This window comes from Nocardia sp. NPDC003963 (assembly GCF_053605105.1).
On the sequence record NZ_JBSGIP010000023.1, the window covers coordinates 1 to 21,785 of the forward strand.

14 protein-coding genes are annotated in these 21,785 nt (G+C 68.2%); 8 read left to right on the forward strand and 6 right to left on the reverse strand.

All coding sequences use genetic code 11. The features are described 5' to 3' along the window. From ACWEWT_RS26435 to ACWEWT_RS26445, 3 genes are all read right to left on the reverse strand, one after another. On the reverse strand, positions 1-7,856 hold a 7,856-nt coding region (locus ACWEWT_RS26435), incomplete at its 3' end, for an amino acid adenylation domain-containing protein (protein ID WP_452562889.1). A 350-nt stretch (positions 7,857-8,206) separates the two neighbouring features. After that, the gene (cobM, locus tag ACWEWT_RS26440; protein ID WP_452562890.1) at positions 8,207-8,965 is read right to left on the reverse strand and encodes a precorrin-4 C(11)-methyltransferase; all 759 of its coding nucleotides are present in this window, start codon (positions 8,963-8,965) and stop codon (positions 8,207-8,209) included. 37 nt (positions 8,966-9,002) lie between these two features. After that, the gene (locus ACWEWT_RS26445) at positions 9,003-9,428 is read right to left on the reverse strand and encodes a PPOX class F420-dependent oxidoreductase (protein WP_452562891.1); all 426 of its coding nucleotides are present in this window, start codon (positions 9,426-9,428) and stop codon (positions 9,003-9,005) included. Between the two features lie 274 nt (positions 9,429-9,702). On the opposite strand from ACWEWT_RS26445, the gene ACWEWT_RS26450 reads away from it, so the two are divergent. From ACWEWT_RS26450 to ACWEWT_RS26465, 4 genes are all read left to right on the forward strand, one after another. Next, positions 9,703-10,050: a DoxX family protein gene (locus tag ACWEWT_RS26450; protein WP_452562892.1), complete on the forward strand. Its 348-nt coding sequence runs from the start codon at positions 9,703-9,705 to the stop codon at positions 10,048-10,050. Between the two features lie 253 nt (positions 10,051-10,303). Continuing rightward, on the forward strand, positions 10,304-11,683 hold the full coding sequence (locus ACWEWT_RS26455) for an MFS transporter (RefSeq protein WP_452562894.1): 1,380 nt from the start codon (positions 10,304-10,306) through the stop codon (positions 11,681-11,683). A gap of 479 nt (positions 11,684-12,162) precedes the next feature. After that, complete coding sequence (locus ACWEWT_RS26460) at positions 12,163-13,353, forward strand: MFS transporter (RefSeq protein WP_452562896.1); 1,191 nt, start codon at positions 12,163-12,165, stop codon at positions 13,351-13,353. After that, the gene (locus ACWEWT_RS26465; RefSeq protein WP_452562898.1) at positions 13,347-13,988 is read left to right on the forward strand and encodes an HAD family hydrolase; all 642 of its coding nucleotides are present in this window, start codon (positions 13,347-13,349) and stop codon (positions 13,986-13,988) included. The genes ACWEWT_RS26460 and ACWEWT_RS26465 overlap by 7 nt, the downstream gene beginning before the upstream one ends. Positions 13,989-14,088: 100 nt before the next feature. Here ACWEWT_RS26465 and ACWEWT_RS26470 read toward each other — a convergent pair whose 3' ends face one another. The 3 genes from ACWEWT_RS26470 to ACWEWT_RS26480 form a co-directional block, all read right to left on the reverse strand. Further along, positions 14,089-14,310 (reverse strand): hypothetical protein, encoded by a 222-nt coding sequence (locus ACWEWT_RS26470; protein WP_452562899.1) that lies wholly within the window; start codon positions 14,308-14,310, stop codon positions 14,089-14,091. A 220-nt stretch (positions 14,311-14,530) separates the two neighbouring features. Next, complete coding sequence (locus ACWEWT_RS26475) at positions 14,531-15,538, reverse strand: Rpn family recombination-promoting nuclease/putative transposase (protein ID WP_452562901.1); 1,008 nt, start codon at positions 15,536-15,538, stop codon at positions 14,531-14,533. Positions 15,539-15,624: 86 nt separating this feature from the next. After that, the gene (locus tag ACWEWT_RS26480; protein ID WP_452562903.1) at positions 15,625-16,230 is read right to left on the reverse strand and encodes an SACE_7040 family transcriptional regulator; all 606 of its coding nucleotides are present in this window, start codon (positions 16,228-16,230) and stop codon (positions 15,625-15,627) included. 94 nt (positions 16,231-16,324) lie between these two features. Between ACWEWT_RS26480 and ACWEWT_RS26485 the strand changes: the two genes are divergently transcribed. From ACWEWT_RS26485 to ACWEWT_RS26500, 4 genes are read left to right on the forward strand one after another with little or no spacing between them, the layout of a single operon-like run. Further along, positions 16,325-17,944 (forward strand): carboxyl transferase domain-containing protein, encoded by a 1,620-nt coding sequence (locus tag ACWEWT_RS26485; protein ID WP_452562905.1) that lies wholly within the window; start codon positions 16,325-16,327, stop codon positions 17,942-17,944. Positions 17,945-17,949: 5 nt separating this feature from the next. Continuing rightward, positions 17,950-20,034, forward strand: a complete 2,085-nt coding sequence (locus ACWEWT_RS26490) for an ATP-binding protein (RefSeq protein ID WP_452562907.1) — start codon at positions 17,950-17,952, stop codon at positions 20,032-20,034. Between the two features lie 51 nt (positions 20,035-20,085). Beyond that, on the forward strand, positions 20,086-21,246 hold the full coding sequence (locus ACWEWT_RS26495) for an acyl-CoA dehydrogenase family protein (protein WP_452562908.1): 1,161 nt from the start codon (positions 20,086-20,088) through the stop codon (positions 21,244-21,246). Between the two features lie 44 nt (positions 21,247-21,290). Beyond that, positions 21,291-21,773 carry a MaoC family dehydratase gene (locus ACWEWT_RS26500; RefSeq protein WP_452562987.1) on the forward strand — a complete coding sequence of 161 codons (483 nt, stop codon included), beginning with the start codon at positions 21,291-21,293 and terminating at the stop codon, positions 21,771-21,773. Positions 21,774-21,785 lie beyond the last annotated feature (12 nt).

Sequence of the window (21,785 nt, forward strand, 5' to 3'; positions counted from 1 at the left end):
CCCTCGAACGAAATCGCCACCCGATCCGGATGCGCCGCGGCAGCAGCATTGAAGCCGTCCAACAGCAGACCACCGGGCACTTCGTGCTCGGTCGCGTTCCACTGCGTCAGTACGCGTTTGCGTTCGGCCGGGGCGAGCATTTCGAGATCCCCGACCACCGTCTCCGGCGCTTCGACGACCTCCCGCAGCAACCGCGCGAACCGATCCGCGAGGCCCGCCACAGTGGCGTGATCGAACAGATCCCGGGAATAGGAGAGTTCGCCGAGCATCCCGGCGTCCGTATCCTCGCCCATACCGCGGAAATTGAGCGAGAGATCGAACTTCTCCAGGCCGGTCTCGAAATCGACCGGCGCGACCCGCAGTTCCGGCAATTCGAAATGCCGGTCGGGCAGGTTCTCGAACGACAGTGCGACCTGGAAGATCGGGTGCCGCGCCTGCGAACGCGCCGGGTTCAGCACCTCCACCAGACGTTCGAACGGTACGTCGGCGTGCGCGAACGCCTGCAGATCGGTATTGCGGACCTCTGCCAGCAATTCGGCGAAGGTCATCTCGCCGCGGATCCGGGTCCGCAACACCAGGGTGTTGACGAACATGCCGACCAGATTCTCCAGCGCGGCATCACCGCGGCCGGCCACCGGCGTACCGACAGCGATATCGGATTCCCCGGTAGTCCGCGCCAGCAGTACGGCCAGCGCACTGTGCACGACCATGAACGGTGACGCATTGTGCCGCCGGCCCAGTTCCACGATCCGGCGCTGGATCTCCGGGCTGATCACGAACGAATGGATACCGCCCTCGAAGGAGGACACCTGTGGACGCGGGCGGTCCGCGGGCAGCACCAACTCGTCGGGCAAACCGGCCAGTTCCCGTTGCCAGTACCGGACCTGACCGGAGATCAGCGAATCCGGATCGTCCTCCGAACCCAGCACCTCGCGCTGCCACAGCGCGTAGTCGGCGTATTGCACCGGCAGGTTCACCCAGGCCGGGGGCTCCCAGCTGATACGCGCCGCGTAGGCGGCCATCACATCCCGGGCGAGCGGGCCCATCGACCAGCCGTCGGCGGAGATGTGGTGCACGACCATACCGAGGACGTATTCGGTGTCGCTGATCTCGAAGAGGCGCGCGTGCAGCGGGACCTCGGCGGTGACGTCGAAGGCCATGGTCGCGAGATCGATCAGATGATCGACGAGCTTGTCCTCACGGATCCGGAACGGTGTCAGATCCGGAACCACCTGGGCCGCGTCCAGAATCACCTGTACGGGTGCGCGACCCGTATCGGGGAAAACCGTCCGCAGGGATTCGTGCCGGTCGATCACATCGATGAAGGCGACCTGCAGGGCCGCCACATCCAGCTCACCGGACATCCGGATGGCGATCGGGATGTTGTTGACCGCCGATTCCGTGTCGTACCGGTTGAGGAACCACATCCGCTGCTGCGCCAGCGACAGCGGGATCTCCTCCTGCCGGCCGCGCGCGACCAGCGCCTGGCGCGCGCCCTCACCGACATGCGATTCGACCCGGGTGGCCAGCGCCATCACGGTCGAGGCCTCGAACAGCGTGCGGACCGGGACCCGGGTATCGAGCGCGGCACCCAGCCGAGCGGCCACCTGGGTGGCGATCAGCGAGTTACCGCCGAGTTCGAAGAAATCGTCGTCGATACCGACTCGCTCCACGCCGAGTACATCGGCGAAGATCCGGGACACGATCTCCTCGATGGGAGTGGCGGGGGCCCGGAAGGTATGCGACTGGAACTGCGGTACGGGCAGCGCCCGGCGATCGAGCTTCCCGGCCGGGGTCAGCGGGATCTCGTCGAGCACCATGATCGAGGACGGCACCATATAGGCGGGCAGCCGTTCCTGGACATGCGCGGTCAACGCCGCGATATCGACCGAATCCCCGGGTGCCGCGACGACATAGGACACCAGCGATATCGCGCCGGAGACGTTCTCGTGCCCGATGGTGACCGCGAAGTCGACGGTACGGTGCGCGGCCAGCGCGGAATCGATTTCACCGAGTTCGATACGGAAACCGCGGATCTTGACCTGGAAGTCGTTACGGCCCACATACTCCACGACCAGCGCGCCGGTGTCGTCGCGGCGCCAGCGCACGACGTCACCGGTGCGGTACAGGCGATCGCCCGGCGCCCCGTAGGGATCGGCGACGAACCGGCCGGCGGTGAGCGCCGGCCGGGCGTGGTAGCCGCGGGCCAGCTGGATACCACCGACGTAGAGTTCGCCGGTGACACCCTCGGGCACCGGATTCAGCCGGCCGTCGAGCACCAGCGCCCGCATACCCCGGACCGGGCCACCGATGGTGACCGGATCACCCGGGCGGAGCCGGTCGCTGATATTGGTGGCGACAGTGGCCTCGGTCGGGCCGTAGGCGTTGAACAGACGGCGATCCGGTGTCGCCGCCCAGCGCGCGGCGAGTTCCGGTGAGACCGCCTCGCCACCGGTGACGACGACCCGCACTTCGGACATCGCCTCGAGATCGAGCGAGGCCAGCACCGACGGGGTCAAGAAGGCATGGGTCACCCCGGTGGTCTCGATCAGATCGGCCAGTTCGGCGCCGCCGAACATCATCTGCGGCACGATGACCAGCGTGCCGCCCGCACCGACGGCCAGCAGGAGTTCCAGCACCGAGGCGTCGAACGACGGCGAGGCGAACGCCAGAGCCCGGGTCGAGGAATCCAGCCCGAACCGCTGCACCTGCTCGGTGCTGAAGTTGCACAACCCCGCGTGGGTGACCGCCACGCCCTTGGGCCGGCCGGTCGATCCCGAGGTGTAGATCATGTACGCGGTATTCGAGGTGCGCAGTGGTGCGCGCCGATCGGCGTCGGTGACCGGCTCGGCCGAACTGGCCATGATCTCGGCGGCGAACTCCGGATCGTCCAGGTCGATCCAGCCGCCGGCCAGCTCCGGCAGATCCGGGAGTTCCTCGGCCTCGGTGATACCGAGTGCCGCACCGGAATCGGTGACCATATGAATGATCCGGTCGGCCGGATAGGCCGGATCGACCGGCACCAGCACGGCGCCGGATTTGGCGATGGCCCACAGGACGAGCTGATAACGCCACGAACGGCCCAGCGCCAGAGCGATGGAGACTTCCGGGCCCGCGCCCCGCTCGATGAGGACCCGGGCGAGCTGGTTCGACGCGGTATCCAGTTCCGCGTAGGTGTAGGCCTCGTCGTCGGCGATCACCGCGGTCCCGGCGGGATCGACCCGGGCCGCGGCGCTCAGCAGGCCAGCCAGGGTATCCGGCGTTTCGGCCGGGCCGCCGCTACGGGTGGTCAGTTCGGCGCGCTCGGCGGAGTCGAGGAGTTCGATCGTCCCGACACGGGCCTGCGGATCGTCGACGATGACATCGAGCAGCCGCTGCCAGCGGGTCACGAACGACTGCACCGTGGATTCGTCGAACAGATCGGTGGCGTAGGAGAGCACGAGCCCCATACCCGTGGGTTCGCCACGGGTACCGCGCTGCTCGGTGATCGTCCAGACCAGATCGAATTTGGCGATATCGAGTTCGATCTCGTCCGCGCTGATCGACAGCCCGGGAATCTCCAGGGCGGCGTGCGAGAGCTCCTGGAACGAGAGCATCACCTGGACCAGCGGATGCGCGGCCTGAGAGCGGGCCGGGCTGACGATCTCGGCGATCCGCTCGAACGGCACATCCGCGTTCGAGAACGCCGCCAGATCCCGTTTGCGGGTTTCGGCGAGCAGTTCGGTGAAGGTCTGCGCGCCGTCGATCTCCGAACGCAACACCAGGGTGTTGACGAACATGCCGATCAGATCGTCGAGCGCGGCCTCACCACGACCACCGACCGGGGTACCGACCCCGATATCGGTGGCGCCCGAGAGCCGGGAGAGCAGCACCGCCAGCGAGGCGTGCAACAGCATGAACAGGGTGGCGCCCTGCTGCCGGGCCAGGGCGTCGAGCCGGCCGTGCGTCGCGGCGTCGATATCGACCGAGACCCGGCTGCCGCGGAAGCTCTGCACCGCCGGACGCGGCCGGTCGGTGGGCAGTTCCAGCTGTTCGGGCAGGCCTTCCAGCTGTTCGGTGTGATAGGCGATCTGGCGTGCGGCAACGGAATCCGGGTCCGATTCCGAACCGAGCATCCGGCGCTGCCAGATGCTGTAGTCCAGGTACTGCACCGGCAGCGGCGGCAGTTGCGGCTCCGCGCCCGCGGCCCGCGCCAGATACGTGGCCGCGACATCGCGCGACAACGGACCCATCGACCATCCGTCCGCGGAGATATGGTGCAGCACGAACGCGACGGCGTACTCCGCGGTGCCGTTGGTGCGGCTACCGGTCACCTCGTAGATCCGCCAGCGGAACGGCAGCTCCCGGGTGACATCGAAACCGACGGCGGCGAATTCGGTCAGCTCGGTGGTCAGCCGCGCCGCGTCGATCGGCTCGACCTCGACATCGGTCTCGAGCTCGTCCATCGGCAGCACCAACTGGTAGCCGCCGTCTTCCGATTCGGGGTAGATCGTCCGCAGCGACTGCTGACGCGTCATCACATCGCGCACGGCGGCCTGTAGCGCCGCCAGATCGACCTGGCCCTTCATCCGGATCACGAAGGGCACGTTGTAGGCCGGGATGGTCGGATCGAACAGGTTGATGAACCACATCCGCTGCTGCGCGAGCGCCAGCGGCACCCGGTCCGGCAGCGGCTGGGCCACGAGCGGAAGCCGTTCCACCGCAGCGAATTCGGCGGCTTCCAACCGAGCCGCGATACCGGCGGCAGTGGGCGTCTCGAACAGCATCCGGACGCCGATCCGGACGCCGAAGGCGGCATTGATCCGAGCCATCACCTGGGTGGCGATCAGCGAGTTACCGCCCAGGTCGAAGAAGCTGTCGTCGGCGCCGACCCGCTCGTGGGCCAGCACTTCGCCGAAGATCCCGGCCACGAGTTGTTCGGCTTGGCTGCGCGGTGCCCGGAAATCCTCGTCCGCGGCGGCGAACACCGGCTCGGGCAGTGCCCGGCGGTCGAGCTTGCCACTGGTGTTCAGCGGGAACTCGGCCAGCACCGTGATCGCCGCGGGCACCATGTACGCGGGCAGTTTCGCCCCGAGGAAGCGGGTGAGCTCCGCGGGTTCGACCGTCCGGCCGGGCAGCGCGACCACGTAGGCGACCAGCTGCGGGCCGGTCACCGTCTCGGCCACCAGCGCCACGCTCTGGTCCACGGCGGGATGCGCGACCAGCTCGGCCTCGATCTCGCCGAGTTCGATACGCATACCGCGGATCTTCACCTGGAAGTCGGCGCGGCCGCGGTACTCCAGTTCGCCGTTCTGCCGCCAGACGACGAGATCGCCGGTGCGGTACATCCGCGTGCCCGGTACGAAGGGGTCGGCGACGAACCGTTCGGCCGACAACCCGCGACGGCCCGCGTACCCGCGCGCCAACTGCGGGCCCGCCAGATACAGCTCTCCGGTCGCCCCGACCGGTACCGGCCGCAAGCGCGAATCGAGCGCGTACGCCCGCACGTTCGGCACCGGAAGACCGATCGGCACCGAATCCGCATCCGCGTCGGTCACCTCGTGGAACGTGCTGTCCACGGCGGCTTCGGTGGGCCCGTACACATTGTGGACCCGCGCACCCGACAGTTCCCGGACCCGGTTGCCCAGATCGGCCGTCAGCGCCTCACCACCGACGAAAACATGCCGCAGTGAGACACATTCGGCGAAGTGCGGGTCGGCGGCGATCAAGGCCAGTACCGAGGGCACGAACTGCGCGATCGTCACCCGCTCGGCGATGATGGTGCGCACCATGTATTCCGGGTCGAGATGGCCGTCCGGCTTCGCCAGCACCATCCGCGCACCCAGCTGGAACGGCAGGAAGAGTTCCCAGACCGACGCGTCGAAGGTCACCGCGGTCTTCTGCAGCAGGCTGTCCGCGGCGGTCAGGCCGTACTGTTCGCGGGTCCACACCAGGGTGTTGACGATCGCGGCGTGCGGTACCGCGACCCCCTTGGGGCGTCCGGTGGAACCCGACGTGAAGAGGATGTAGGCGGGGTTCTCCGGCCGCAGCGGCCGCAACCGATCGGCGTCGGTGATCGGTGTATCCGGGAAATCGGCGAGGTCGAGGGTATCGATATCGACCCGCCGCGTATCCGCCGGAAGCGTCATCTCGTCGCCGGACCGGGTGAGGACGCATTCCGGGACGGCGCTGTGCAGCAGATATTCGATCCGGTCGGCCGGATGGTCCGGATCGATCGGCACGTACGCGCCACCGGCCCGCACGACCGCGTGGACGGCCACGATCTGTTCGACCGACCGCGGCATCGCGACGGCGACCGGCGATTCCGGCCCGACCCCGGTGGCGATCAGATAGCGCGCGAGCCGATCGACCCGCGCATCGAATTGGGCGCGGGTCAGGGTCAGGTCTTCGGAGACGAGGGCGACGCTCGCCGGGTCCACTGCCTGTTCGTCGAGCAGTTCGGGCAGGGTGGCGGCCGAAACCGCCAGCGTCCGGCGGTTGTATTCGACCGTCGTCAGATCACGTTCGGTGGCGGTGGTGAGTTCGAGATCCCAGACCGCGGTCGCCGCGTCGGCGGCGAGGAAACCGTCGAAGAATTCGAGGAAACGCGTGTGGTGCCGTTCGGCCTCGGCAGCGGAATAGACATTCGGGTTGGTCTCGAAATCGATGTGCAGCCGGGTACCGCGCATCGACTGATAGAAATTGACACTCAGATCGGTGATGCTGCCGGTGGTCAGCACCTGCAGGGTGCCCACCACATCGCCGAGAACGATCTCGTCCTCGAACAGCATGACATTGACCGCCGGGCCGAAAGAGGTGGCATTCGAGCCGACATCGCGGCGGATGTCCTCACTGCGGTAGCGCTGGTGGCGCAGTGCCCCGGCCACCTCCAGCTGAACCCGGTGCAGCAGTTCGCCCACCGTCGTATCGGGGTCGATCCGCAACCGCAGCGGCACGATATTCGACAGTGCGCCACCGGAACGGCGCATGGCCGCCGTGACACGACCGGTCACCGGCAGGCTCAGGATCACCTCGGCGGCACCGTTCCACTGCGCCAGGTACGCGGCGAATCCCGCCAGCAGTTCCTGCGCCGGGGTGGACTCGCGCCGGGCCACGCTCGCTTCGAGCAGCGCGCTCCGCGCATCGGTCAGCGCCGCCTGCTGGACACCGTTCCACGGCGAGGGCCCGGCCGTCCGGCCGACCAGGCTGTTGCCCTCCTCCAGCCCGGTGACCCGTTCGGCCCAGTACTCCCTATCGGATTCGAACCGGGCGCTGTCGCGGTAGGCGATCTCCTGGTCGTAGAGGGTGCGCAGGCTCGCGGCCCGGGAACGCGGCGCTTCGCCGCCCGTCCGGTATGCCGTGTACAGCTCGGCGACCCGGTTCACCGAGCTCATCGCGCTGAAACCGTCGAAGGTGATGTGGTGGACGCGGGTGAACCAGTACCACCGGTCGTCGGCCAGCTGCAGTGCGAAGGTCGCGAACAGCCGATCCTCGGTCAGCTCCAGGGGCCGGCTGTACTCGGCACGCATCCACGCACGGGCGGCCGCGGCCGGATCGTCGGCGTCGCGCAGATCGACATAGCCGACCCGCTCGTCGATCGAGTGATCGACCCACTGCAGCGGTTCCCCGTCGCGTTCGACGATCCGTAGCAGGGGGGAACCGACCTCGTGGGCGGTGTCCCGGACGGCCCGGCTCAGCAGGTCGAGATCGAGCTCACCACGCAGTTCGACGTATTGCGCGATGTTGACCGGGACCTGCGGGTCCATATGCTGCGCGTACCAGATGCCCAGCTGCGCGGGCGACAGGGGGAACAGACTCCCGTCCGTGGCTGCTGCGCCACTGTCCGTACCGTTCCCGCCGTTGTCCAGCCGGTCCAACCGTAACCTCGCTTCCGGAACGCACGCGTGCGCTTCCCGTCACCACCCGGATTGCGACGCGCACCGCCGACAGCTCGGCATCCGCGGTCCCAGGCCCACTTCTCGTTTGCTCAGGCAGAAATGTCCATCGGAGTTATCCGTTTGTGAAGCCAGGACCGTTACATCGGGTGCCCCGTACCACCCGGCACGCCCGGTGCCCCGTGCCACCGCGCCATCGCACCCGGGCGTCGACTCCTGACCACCGATCCAATCTACCGAAGCACGGCCGTGTCACCAACCGGGTTCGGCGAGGGGCCCAGCGGTCACCGGGCGGTTTCCGGATACACCCCGCGCGCCCGACCGCCCCGCGCCTATCCGCTCAGGTGGCTGCGGTCCCGGCCCGGGTCGTAAAGGTGCGATTGCACACAATCGGCACCGGGGTCCAGGGCCCGTCCGACCAGCACGACCGCCGCCCGGGACAGCCCCGCCGCCGCGACCCGATCCGCGATATCGGCCAGTGTGCCGCGCAGCACAAGCTGGTCCGGTTGGCTCGCGCGATAGACCACCGCCACCGGGCACCCCGGCCCGTAATCCGCGACGAGCTCCCGCGCCAGCTCCCGGATACGGGTGATCGCCAGATGCAACACCAGCGTGGCGCGTGTCCGCGCGAACTCCGGCAGCGCCTCGGTCGCCGGCATCGCGGTCGACCGGGCCCGCGTACGGGTCAGCACCACCGACTGCACGACCTCGGGAACGGTCAACTCGGCTCCCAGCAGCGCCGCGGCGGCGGCGTACGCGGGAACGCCCGGGGTGATATCCCAGGACACGCCGGCGGCGTCGAGTCTGCGTGTCTGCTCGGTGAGAGCGGAATAGAGGGACGGATCGCCCGAACACAGACGCGCCACCGCACGGCCCGCCGCCGTCGCGCGGACCATATGGGCCGTGATCTCGTCCAGGTCGAGCCGCTGGGTGTCGATGAGTTCCGTGGCCGGTGCGCAGTGGCCGAGCACCTCGGGATCCAGATAGGTCCCCGGATACAGGCATACCGAACACCGGCGCAGCAGCTCCACCGCGCGCACCGTCAGCAGATCCGCGGCGCCGGGACCGGCCCCGATGAAGTGCACCGTCATGGGTCGAGTGTAGGCAGCGGCCGTGGCCGGGCCGGAATCAGCCGACGGCGTCGAAGAAGGCGATGACCTTGGTCGGCTGTACCCGCACCAGCAGTTCGCCGGGGACTCCGTTACGACGGCCGAACTCGTCGGCACGGGCCGTACCCATATAGCGGCCGCCGATCGCGGTCGCCGAACGCAGCAGGTCGGCCGGATCCTCGGAGAAGGTGACCGTGCCCTGGATCTGCACCGCGGCGAACGGCGGCTCCTCCAGATCCACCACGATCGCGATCCGGGGGTCACGCTGCAATGCTCTCCCCTTCGCAGTCTGTTTGCCGGTGTTGAACACGATCTCGTCGCCGTCCAGCAGGAACCACACCGGGGTGACCAGTGGGCGCCCATCGGCCGCGGTATACGCGACCTTCGCGGTCCGGGTTCCGTAACTGAGGAATTCACGCACCTTGGGATCGGAAAGTGAGGCCATGAGCGTCAAGCCTAGGGCTGTATCTATCGGCGGCGCCTTCGGCGCCGCGTGTCGGGGCCCTATCAACCCCGGTCGCCGCGGTGGATCATCCGGCGAAGACGACAACCGGGGACGGCCGGGCAGGTCGTGTGGGCTCGCAATGGCGGAAGGGCTCGGTGGCCGCCAGCCTACCGGCCGTCCGCGGGTTTCGCGGCGGGGATGTCACACCCGGGCGGGCTATCTCGTCGATCGTGTATCCGCCGGAACACACCGGCCGAAGAGATAGAGGTTCGCCATGGACGTCGCCTATTACATCGTCGCGGTCCTGACCGCACTGTGGGTCGGGTTCTCGGGTTACGCGCTGTTCACGAAACAGCAGTTCGTCGTCGAACCGCTCGAGCAGTACGGTGTGCCGCGGTCGTGGTGGAACTGGCTGGCCCTGGCCAAGACCGCCGGAGCGCTGGGATTGCTCGCCGGCTTCGTCCTTCCGGCGCTCGGCGTGGCCGCCGCCATCGGACTGATCCTCTATTTCCTCGGCGCGACCGCGACGGCCCTGCGGGCCCGCTCGTACAAGACGGCGGTGTTCCCACTGATCTATCTGGTTCCGATCGTCGCCACCCTCGCGCTGCAACTCGCCCGGTGAGAAGGGCCCGGTCGCGGATAGCGGGCCGCATTCGGCGGGATCGCCGGGTGCGGCCGCCCACGCGGGAATCGCGTCGGGATCGTCATCGGTGGACAACGCTGCCCGGCCCCGGCGGGCCGCCGCGGACGAACGACTCCCACTGACCGGGCAAGGCCCCGGCCGTCCCCGCGAAACCGCCGAAATCGCGACCGCTCGCGGGTGATACTCCGTGTGGCGCCCGTCATCGGGGGCCACCGCGTGTGAGGAGTCGGCGATGAGTGTGGTGGACGGGTCGGAAAAGACCGGTGGGACCCCTCCTCCCGATCGGTCCGGGCTGCGCCGGGTGGTCGCCGCGTCCATGGCGGGGACCGTGGTCGAGTGGTACGAGTTCTTCCTCTACGGCACGGCCGCGACGCTGGTGTTCAGCAAGATCTTCTTTCCGGCTTCCGACAGCGAGCTCGACGCGATCCTGAAGGCATTCCTCACCTATGCCGTGGGTTTCGCCGCCCGGCCGCTCGGCGGGATCGTCTTCGGGCATTTCGGCGACCGCTACGGTCGCAAACGGCTACTGCAGTTCAGCCTGATCCTGGTGGGTGTGTCGACCTTCCTGATGGGCTGCCTGCCCACCTACGGGCAGATCGGTTACCTGGCCCCGGTACTGCTGGTGCTGCTCCGCTTCCTGCAGGGTTTCGCGGTCGGCGGCGAATGGGGTGGCGCGGTCCTGCTGGTGGCCGAGCACAGCCCCGACCGCAGCCGCGGTTTCTGGGCGAGCTGGCCGCAGTCCGGGGTCCCGGGCGGAAACCTGCTGGCCACCCTGGTCCTCCTGGCGCTGACCGCGACACTGTCCGACGACGCGTTCCTGTCGTGGGGGTGGCGGATCGCGTTCTGGCTCTCGGCCGTGGTCGTGCTGATCGGCTACTACGTGCGCACCAAGGTGAGCGACGCCCCGATCTTCACCGCCGCTCGGCAGGAGGCCGAACGGGTACGGTCCTCGTCGTTCAGCGCCGTGGAGGTACTGAAGCGGTATCCGCGCGGTGTGTTCACCGCGATGGGCCTGCGGTTCGGCGAGAACATCATGTACTACCTGGTCGTCACGTTCACCATCACCTATCTGAAGGTGCGTGAGGGTCTGGCCACCGACGACATCCTGTGGTGGCTGCTGGCCGCGCACGCCGTGCATTTCGCGGCGATCCCGGCCGCCGGTGCGCTGGCCGACCGGATCGGGCGGCGCCCGGTGTACCTGGCCGGAACCGTCGCGGCCGGGGCGTGGGGGTTCTTCGCCTTCCCGATGATGGATACCGGCAACGGATGGGTGATCACCGCGGCGATCATGCTCGGCCTGATCGCGCACGCGGGTATGTACGCCCCGCAACCGGCCATCATGGCGGAGATGTTCCCGACCCGGATGCGCTATTCCGGGGTATCGCTGGGCTATCAGGTGACCTCGATCGTCGCCGGATCACTGGCGCCGGTGATCGCGGTGAAACTACTGGAGGTCTTCGATTCCTCCGTACCCATCGCGCTGTATCTCGCCGCGGCGACCGCGGTGACCGCGGTGGCGGTGCTCGTCGCCCGCGAGACCAAGGGATTCGACCTGACCGATCTCGATCGGGCCGATGCGGCTCGCACCGCTCGGGCACCGGCGGGGAACTGAGAATCGGCCGGCCGCACAGAAGGTCGATATCCTGACAAGAGAAATGGAATACCCGTCGGGATGATCGCGGGTTCCGTTCTCGGGCGCCCTCGCCACAATCGGATCGACAACGGGCGGTCGGGACCACCGGCGGTCAGGTGGGCGGGTACCGGATCCGACTGGCCGGGCATAGGTTCGGCGCTCGACACGGTACCGGTGCGTGGTTCCGGTACCGCCCCCGGTGAGAGCTTCGGACCGCGCGCTGTGGAGCAGGTCACCGAGCCCCGCCCCGGGTGGTAGCCGACCATTTCCACTGCTATGTTTCGGCTTGTTCGTGCAGCGTCGCAATACATTCGACTTCGTACCCGCGGAACATTCTGCTGATCCACGGTTCATCCGTCTCTTTCGTCGTGGAAAGAGGCTGGAATTCGCATACTCCGCAGCCGAATTCACGGTCTTTTCCGACCGATGAATTCGGCGATATTTCTCATGGAGTTCTCATGACATATACGAGCGCGCCACCGGTTTCGGAAAACCGAGAACAGATATCCGGCGTCGTCGCGCGCAGCCGCGGGTTGCTGACGGGATACTTCGCCGCACTCGGTGTGGTGATGGCCGTCTGGGGCACCCGCATCCCGGCGGTCCAGGAGGCCGCCGGGCTCGATACCGCGGGGCTGGCCGCGGTCCTGCTCGCATCCGCGGTCGGCATGGTCGCCGGCCTCCGCGCGGGCGGTCTGCTCGCCGAGCCCACCCGGCTCCCCCATCTGCTGAGCGGCGGCGCGATCTGCCTCGCCGCGAGTCTCGCCCTGCTGGGTACCAGCCGATCCGCGATCGTACTCGCTACCGCGGCATTACTTTTCGGGGCAGCGCACGGTGTGCTGGATGTCGGCGTGAATGTCGCGGCGGTCCGGTGCCAGCAGGCTTACGGTCGCCCGATCATGTCCGGCCTGCACGCGGCCTACAGTCTCGGCGCACTGGGCGGGGCGGTACTCGCCGTACTCGCCGCGCATTGTTCACACACCTACGTTTTCGGCGTCACCGCGGCCGCGGTCATCGTGGCCGCAGTCGCGGTGGCACCGGCCACGCGCTGTATCGGATCACCGGCGATGATCCCCGATCCGGTGGAAACGACTGCGCGGGAACCCCGGCCGGAACTGTCCCGGGGCCGGCTGTGGTTGCTGGGCTTGCTGGCCGCCGGATGCCTGCTGGGCGAAGGTACCGCCGCGGACTGGTCGGCAGTCCATCTCACCGTGCTGCACGCATCCGCCGCGACCGGCGCGGCCGCGTACGCCGGATACAGCGCGGCCATGGCCGCCGGGCGTCTCGCCGGCGATCGGCTCATCGCGTATTTCGGTGCGGCGACAGTGGTTCGGGCGGGCGCGATCGTATCCTCGATCGGACTCGTCACGGGCCTGGCGGTCGCCGATGTGCCGTTCGCACTCGCCGGTTGGGCCGCCTTCGGTCTCGGCCTGTCCGTCACGATCCCTGCACTGATCAGCGCCGCCGGAGCCGGTGGTCCGCGCGGCATCGCCACCGTGACCGTGACCGGCTACCTGGGCCTCCTCGCGGGACCGGCGCTCATCGGCGCCCTGGCCGCGATCACATCCCTGCCCGTCGCCCTCGTCCTACCCGCCCTGCTCGCCGCAGGCGTAGCCGTACTGGCCCCTCGAGCCCTGGAGAACAAATGGTAGCCACACTCGCACCCCGGACCCCGTCGCCGGCCGCGGTCATCTTCGACTACAACGGCGTCATCGGACTACAGCCGACCGCGCTCGCCTGGCGCGGGCTCGCCGAACTCGCCGGTTGGCCCGCGGATCGGCTCGAACACTTCCAGAGTGTCTTCTGGAGCGCTCGCGAACCCTACGATTCCGGCGATTTCGACGACGCTGAGTTCTGGACCACTGTCCTCGGCCGGCGTCCGGACCCGGGACTACTCACCCGGTTGCGGACAACGGACACGGCCATGTGGACCCGGACCGACGACCGTGTTGTCGCCCTGCTGCACCGGTTCCGGCGGTCGGAGATCCCGCTGGTACTGCTCTCCAACGCACCCCATCCGGTGAGTGACGCGCTCGACGACTCCGACTGGCGCTCCGCGATGACCGACGCCCTCTACTCGGCCCGGCTCGGTATGAACAAACCCCACCCCGGCACCTACCGCAGTGCGCTCGCCGCCACCGGCGTGGACGATCCCGCCCGCGTCCTGTTCGTCGACGACCGGGCCGACAATTGCCGAGCGGCCGCCGATCTGGGCCTGCGGACCCTCCACTACACCGGCGCACCGACCGATATCGAGGTACACCTCCGATTCGAGGCCGCCGCGTAGACACTCTGGTATCAGCGCATACGGCTGGGCCGGGACCGCTACCGATCGGTAGCGGTCTCTCGCCCGCCGAGCTGGTGGCACGGCCGCACGACACTCGAGTTCAGGTGAACAGTTCGTCGAGGCTGGTAGCCGTCAGCACCCCGGCTGTCCAGACCCGGACCCGGGCGGGATCGGCCGAGCGGACACGGGCGGCCATTGCTTCGGGCACCGGCCCGAACTTCGCGGCCAACAACTCGAGCAGCGCCTCCACACGACCGCGTGCCTCACCGCGTGCCTCACCGCGTGCCTCACCACGTGCTTCGATGATCTCTGCTGTGGTCACAATGGCCTCCTTCGCTCGCGGGCCGAGCCGTTCGAAAACCGCCGCCAGGTCGGCTTCGACGGTTTCGCCGACCGTATCCGCCCCGAGGCATTCAGCAGGCGTAGCCGGAAAGACCGATCAGCTCGCATACGGGTACCCGTGCCGTTGCGCGTACTCGGATCAGCTGGTCACCGGTGGGGCATCAGCTCGTGCAGACCGGGCCGGGTAGCGGCGCGCAGGTTCAGGCGAACAGTTCGTCGAGAGTGCCGGCGGTCAGCACCCGGGCTGTCCAGACGCGGACCCGGCCGGGGTCGGCCGAGCGGATACGATCGGCCACCGCCTCGGGCACCGGCCCGAACTTCGCGGCCAACAACTCGAGCAGCGCCTCCACACGACCGCGTGCCTCACCGCGTGCCTCACCGCGTGCCTCACCACGTGCCTCACCACGTGCTTCGATGATCTCTGCTGTGGTCACAATGGCCTCCTTCGCTCGCGGGCCGAGCCGTTCGAAAACCGCCGCCAGGTCGGCTTCGACGGTTTCGCCGACCGTCATGATGTAGGTCAGGACGGTCCGATAGTCGCCGAGTGCGTCCGGGCCGGTATCGAGGGCGCGGAGGTCTTCGAGCCAGTCCAGCATATCGTGTCCCAGCCGCCCGTTTCTCGGTGCGATGCGCTGCAGGACCAGGAGGACCCTGGCCGCGGGGGTGAGGTCGCGTTCGCGCAGGGCGGCGAGATCGAGCACGGCGATATCGTCGAGGAGGAATCGTAGCCGCGGGAGATGGGGACCGAGGACCTCGCGGGCGGCCGGGTCGAGGTCGAGCAGGTCAGCGAGTTCGGTGGGGTGCGACGGCGACCAACGCGTCCCGTCGGCGGTGTTGTGCACGACCACCGGGATCACCACGGGCAGGGTTCTGACTCCGGCGTTGTCGATGAGATGCTGGCGCCAGATGGCGACCATGTATTCGAGCATGCGGAAGGCCATGAATCGATCGCTGCTGGATTGATGCTCCATCAGCAGGTACACGTAGGCGGGATGGCCGTCGAGGCGGGTACGGAACAGCAGATCGCTGAAACGGTTGCGGAGATCGGAGTGCACGAAGCTGCCCGGTTGTAGCTGTAGATCGGCCCAGTCCAGGCGGGTGCTGAGCGACTCGGGTAGTGCGGCGCGTAGCTCGGACGCGGCGTTGGTGGGGCGGGACATCACTTTGCGGAAGTACGCGTCGTGCGGGTTGGACCGCTGCTCGGTCATGCGGTGACTCTATGACCACTGGTCAGCAGGCAGCCAATCGGACAAATCTTCTCGCACTTACGATTTCGGCCTTCAGCACCGCGGTTTCACTGCGGCGGGGGGCCCGTGAGCGCGGCCAGAGCCATCGAGCGCAGCACCGCGCGGCTGCGGTTCTGGGCCGGGCCGGCGCTGTGCGGGGTCGAGTTGAGCAGCCCGAACACCGCATGGGCCTGTACCCGGGCGGTCTCCTCGGTGAGGCCGGGTGTCATCTCACACAGCACCCCGACCCAGATCTCCACATAGCGGCGCTGAGTGCGTCTGATCTCGCGGCGAGCGGGTGGCGGCACATTGTCGAGGTCGCGGTCCTGGATGCGGATGAGCTCGGGTTCGCCGAGCGCGAAGTCGAGGTGGAATTCCACCAGGGCGGCCAGCGCCTCCGGTGGCCCGGCCGCCGCCGCGGCGACGGTGCTACCGCCGTCGAGCAGCCGGCGGCTGATTCCCACCAGCAATTCGACCAGCAGTGCCTCCTTGTTGGGGAAGTGCCGGTATACCGCCGGGCCGCTGATTCCGACCGCGGCACCCAGGTCGTCCAGGCGCATACCGAGGTATCCGCGTTCGGCGATGAGCCGCGCCCCCGCGATGAGCAACTGGCCGCGCCGCTGCTGTTTCAGCTGTTCACGGCGGGTCGGAGTGGCAGACTCGGCACTGGTCACCCGCACTCCTTCCACCCGCTCTGGACAACTCGGTTAGTCAAGATTAACCTCAATTCCAGTTATCAGCGATTAACTCAGACGTCAGGACGACGCGATGACCCGCACCGCGAGCCCAGCGCCCGCCACCCGGTCCGATGCCGATAACCGGACGGCGAATCTCGCCCTGGCCGATCAATTACGCCACCGGCTCGCCGAAACGGCCCGGGGCGGCCCGGAGAAGGCCCGGCAGCGCCATATCGCCCGCGGCAAACTACTGCCGCGCGAGCGGGTGGACCAACTGCTCGACCCCGGCAGCCCGTTCCTGGAACTGTCGCCGCTGGCCGCCGACGGAATGTACGGGGGCGACTGCCCCGGCGCCGGCATCATCACCGGTATCGGCCGGGTCTCCGGACGCGAATGCGTGATCGTCGCCAACGACGCCACGGTCAAGGGCGGCACCTACTACCCCGTCACGGTGAAGAAGCATCTGCGCGCCCAGGAAGTGGCGCTGCACAACAACCTGCCGTGTGTGTACCTGGTCGATTCCGGCGGCGCCTACCTGCCCGAACAGGACGACGTCTTCCCCGATCGCGAACATTTCGGCCGGATCTTCTACAACCAGGCCACCATGAGTGCCCGTGGGATCGCCCAGATCGCCGCGGTCCTGGGTTCGTGCACCGCGGGCGGTGCGTATGTCCCGGCCATGAGCGACGAGGCGGTCATCGTGCGCGACCAGGGCACGATCTTCCTCGGCGGACCACCCCTGGTGAAAGCGGCCACCGGCGAGGTGGTGACCGCCGAGGAGCTGGGCGGCGGCGCGCTGCATTCCCGCACCTCCGGCGTCACCGATCATCTGGCCGACGACGACCGCGACGCCCTGCGCACGGTGCGCCGGATCGTCGCCACCCTGGGCCCGCGGCCGGAACCGGCCTGGGAGGTGCGGCCCGCGCGCGAGCCCGCCGCTCCCGCCGGCGAGCTCTACGACATCGTGCCCGGCGATCTGCGCACCCCCTACGACGTGCGCGAGGTGATCGCCCGCGTCGTCGACGCCGACGCCGCCGGCGCGGCCGGATTCGACGAGTTCAAAGCCGAATACGGCACCACCCTGGTCACCGGTTTCGCGCATATCCACGGCCACCCGGTGGGAATCGTCGCGAACAACGGCGTGCTGTTCAGCGAATCCGCCATGAAGGGCGCGCATTTCATCGAACTCTGCGATAAGCGCGAGATCCCGCTGCTCTTCCTGCAGAACATCACCGGTTTCATGGTCGGCCGTGATTACGAGGCCGGCGGTATCGCCAAACACGGTGCGAAGATGGTGACCGCCGTGGCCTGTGCTCGGGTGCCCAAACTGACCGTCGTGATCGGCGGCTCCTACGGGGCCGGGAACTATTCGATGTGCGGCCGGGCCTACTCGCCGCGGTTCCTGTGGATGTGGCCCAATGCCCGGATCTCGGTGATGGGCGGTGAGCAGGCGGCATCGGTGCTGGCGACGGTGCGCGGTGATCAGCTCGACGGCAACGGCCAACCGTGGAGCGAGGCCGATCAGGAGGCGTTCAAGGAACCGATCCGCCGGCAATACGAGGCGCAGGGGAACCCCTACTATTCGACGGCCCGGCTGTGGGACGACGGCGTCATCGATCCCGCCGATACCCGCACTGTGCTCGGACTGGCTCTCTCGGTGTGCGCGCAGGCACCGCTCGAGCCGGTCTCCTACGGCGTCTTCCGGATGTGATCACCATGTTGAACTCGAATCTCCCGCTGCCCTTCGACACGGTGCTGGTGGCCAATCGCGGTGAGATCGCGGTGCGGGTCATCCGGACGCTGCGGACCATGGGCCTGCGCTCGGTCGCTGTGTACAGCGATGCCGATGTCGGAGCCGCGCATGTACGCGCCGCCGATACCGCCGTGCGGCTGGGGGCGGCACCCGCCCGGGAGAGTTATCTGAACATCGGCCGGGTCGTCGAGGCCGCGCGCCGCACCGGCGCCGGCGCGGTGCACCCCGGCTACGGATTCCTTTCCGAGAATGCTGCTTTCGCGGCCGCGCTGGACGCGGCCGGGATCGTTTTCCTGGGCCCTCCGGCGAAGGCGATCGAGATCATGGGCGACAAGATCACCGCGAAGACCACGGTCGCCGCGTCCGGGGTGCCCGTGGTCCCGGGAATCGCCGAACCCGGGCTGACCGATGCCGCGCTGGTCGCCGCGGCCACCGATATCGGTTATCCCGTACTGGTCAAACCGTCCGCGGGCGGCGGCGGCAAAGGGATGCGCCGGGTCGACGATCCCGCCGATCTGCCCGCGGCGCTGGTCAGCGCCCGGCGCGAGGCCGCGTCGGCGTTCGGTGACGACACCCTGTTCCTGGAACGCTTCGTCACCCGGCCCCGGCATATCGAGGTACAGATCCTGGCCGATACCCACGGCACCGTCCTGCACCTGGGCGAACGCGAATGCAGTCTGCAACGGCGGCACCAGAAGGTGATCGAGGAAGCGCCGTCGCCCCTGCTCGACCCCGCCACCCGCGCCCGGATCGGGGCCGCGGCCTGTGCCACCGCGCGCAGTGTCGACTACGTGGGGGCGGGGACGGTGGAATTCATCGTCTCCGCCGATCGGCCCGGCGAATTCTTCTTCATGGAGATGAACACCCGCCTGCAGGTGGAACATCCGGTCACCGAGATGGTCACCGGATTCGATCTGGTGGAATGCCAGGTCCGGATCGCCGCCGGCCAGCAGATCCGGGCGGCCCAGGACGATATCCGCCTGCACGGGCATTCGGTAGAGGCCCGGGTGTACGCCGAGGATCCCACCCGCGATTTCCTGCCGACCGGCGGTACCGTCCTGGACCTGGCCGAACCCGGCGGGCCCGGGGTCCGGGTGGATTCCGGATCGGCGGTGGGCACGGTGGTCGGCAGCGACTACGACCCCATGCTCGCCAAGGTCGTCGCGCACGGGCACGACCGCGCGGCCGCGCTGGCCACCCTGGACCGCGCGCTCGCCGATACCGTCCTGCTCGGGGTCCGGACCAATATCGACTTCCTGCGGTTCCTGCTGGCCGATCCGGATGTGGCGGCGGGCCGGCTCGACACCGCGTTGCTGGACCGGCGGGCCGGTGATTTCCGCGCGCCACCGGTCACCGACGATATCTTCGCTGCCGCGGCGGTCTACCGGTGGTTGCGCCGCTGGCCGGTGGGTCCGGCCGATCCGTGGGCGTATCCGACCGGCTGGCGGGTCGGGGCGCAGGCACCGATCCGGATCCGGCTGGCGGGCGGGGACCGGGTGGTGCACGTCCATCTCACCGGCACTCCCGGCAGTGCCGGGATCCGGATCGAAGACAGCGAAATCGCTTCCGCGACAGCCGTACTCGGTCCGGATGAGGCTACGGACGGGCTGCCCACCGGCGCCGCGGTGCATACCGTGACCCTCACCCTCGACGGTATCCGTCGCGACTACCGGGTCGCCGAATCCGATGCCGCGATCTGGGTCGCCGGTGACTCCGGAATCGCGTCGCTGCGCGAACTCGCCGAGGAATCCGTGCGCGCCGGTGACGTCGCGGCGCACGACGCCGAGATCCGCAGCCCCATGCCGGGAACGGTGCTCGCCGTATCGGCGGAATCCGGGAGAACGGTGGCCGCGGGCGAGTCGATCCTGGTGGTCGAGGCCATGAAGATGGAGCATTCGCTCACCGCGCCACTGGCCGGCACCGTCGAGATACTCGTGACCGCGGGCGCTTCGGTGCGGCTCGACGAGGTCCTCGCGCGCGTGCATCCGGAACCGGCGTCCGGCACCGAGCCGGAGCCCGCGACCGCCGAAGAACCCGCCCCGAACTGATTCCGGTGCGCGCACCGGCGAAACCGTCCCCGAGAACGAGATGAGGCACAGGTGACCGATTTCCTCTCCACCGGCACACTGCCCGAGCACTACCGCGACCTGGCGCTGACCGTGCGGGATTTCGCGAACCAGGTGGTCGCCCCCGTGGCGGCGAAACACGATGCCGAGCACAGTTTCCCGTACGAGGTCGTGGCGGGGATGGCGCGGATGGGCCTGTTCGGGCTGCCGTTCCCGGAGGAGTACGGCGGGATGGGCGGCGACTATTTCGCGCTCTGCCTGGCCCTCGAGGAACTCGGCAAAATCGATCAGAGCGTGGCCATCACCCTGGAGGCAGGCGTTTCGCTCGGTGCGATGCCGATCTACCGCTTCGGTGACGAGAAACAGAAACAGGAGTGGCTGCCGCGCCTGGCGAGCGGGCAGAACCTCGGCGCGTTCGGACTCACCGAGCCGGGCGCGGGCAGCGACGCGGGCGGGACCCGCACCACCGCCGTCGAAGACGGGGACAGCTGGGTGATCAACGGCAACAAACAGTTCATCACCAACTCCGGCACCGATATCACCGCCCTGGTCACCGTGACCGCGGTGACCGGGCAGACCGGCGGCAAGAAGGAGATCTCCACCATCCTGGTCCCCGCGGATACTCCCGGATTCACCGCCGAACCCGCCTACAACAAGGTCGGCTGGAACGCCTCGGACACCCACCCGCTCAGCTTCGACGACGTGCGGGTGCCCCAGGAGAACCTGCTCGGCGAACGCGGCCGCGGTTACGCCAACTTCCTGCGCATCCTCGACGAGGGCCGGATCGCCATCGCGGCCCTGTCGGTCGGCGCCGCCCAGGGCTGTGTGGACGAATGTGTGCGCTATGCCGGAGAGCGGGAAGCTTTCGGGAAGACGATCGGCAGCAACCAGGCGATCGCGTTCAAGATCGCGCGGATGGAGACGCGCGCCCATACCGCCCGCACCGCCTACTACGACGCCGCCGCGCTCATGCTCTCCGGAAAGCCCTTCAAGAAGCAGGCTTCCATCGCCAAGCTGGTGGCCAGTGAGGCCGCCATGGACAACGCCCGCGACGCCACCCAGATCTTCGGCGGCTACGGGTTCATGAACGAATACCCGGTGGCCCGGCACTACCGGGACAGCAAGATCCTCGAAATCGGCGAGGGCACCACGGAAGTACAACTCATGCTGATCGGACGGGAGCTCGGCCTGTGAGCGGCGAGAAGATCACCAAGGATGTCGACCACGACACCGCCGGCCTGAAACGGGTCGTGCAGACCGGTCTGTGGTTCGAGGAACTCGAGACCGGGGTGCTCTACGAGCACCGGCCCGGCCGGACCATGACCGAAACCGACAATGTGCTGTTCAGCACGCTGACCATGAACACTCAGGGTCTGCATATCGACAAGGCTTTCAGTGACGCCCAGGAGCCGTTCCACGAGCGTCTGGTCAATTCGCTGTTCACTCTGGGCACCATGATCGGGCAGGCGGTCGCGCATCTGACCCAGGGCACCACGGTCGCCAACCTGGGCTTCGAAGAGGTGAAGTTCCCGGCGCCGCTGTTCCACGGCGACACCGTGTACACCGAGACCGTGGTACTCGACAAACGGGAATCGAAGAGCCGGCCCGGCCAAGGTGTGGTCACCTTCCGTCATGTGGCCCGGAATCAGCACGGCACGGTGGTCGGGGTGGCCGTCCGCAACGCGCTGATCCGGTTGCGCCCGGCCGGGGAGCCGGTATGAGGTCCGCGACCG

Coding starts and splice junctions, on each gene's coding strand:
- ACWEWT_RS26445 (WP_452562891.1), bottom strand. CDS start 9,428: ATGGCCTCACTTTCCGATCCCAAGGTGCGTGAATTCCTCAGTTACGGA.
- ACWEWT_RS26455 (WP_452562894.1), top strand. CDS start 10,304: ATGAGTGTGGTGGACGGGTCGGAAAAGACCGGTGGGACCCCTCCTCCC.
- ACWEWT_RS26475 (WP_452562901.1), bottom strand. CDS start 15,538: ATGACCGAGCAGCGGTCCAACCCGCACGACGCGTACTTCCGCAAAGTG.
- ACWEWT_RS26460 (WP_452562896.1), top strand. CDS start 12,163: ATGACATATACGAGCGCGCCACCGGTTTCGGAAAACCGAGAACAGATA.
- ACWEWT_RS26465 (WP_452562898.1), top strand. CDS start 13,347: ATGGTAGCCACACTCGCACCCCGGACCCCGTCGCCGGCCGCGGTCATC.
- cobM (WP_452562890.1), bottom strand. CDS start 8,965: ATGACGGTGCACTTCATCGGGGCCGGTCCCGGCGCCGCGGATCTGCTG.
- ACWEWT_RS26450 (WP_452562892.1), top strand. CDS start 9,703: ATGGACGTCGCCTATTACATCGTCGCGGTCCTGACCGCACTGTGGGTC.
- ACWEWT_RS26490 (WP_452562907.1), top strand. CDS start 17,950: ATGTTGAACTCGAATCTCCCGCTGCCCTTCGACACGGTGCTGGTGGCC.
- ACWEWT_RS26485 (WP_452562905.1), top strand. CDS start 16,325: ATGACCCGCACCGCGAGCCCAGCGCCCGCCACCCGGTCCGATGCCGAT.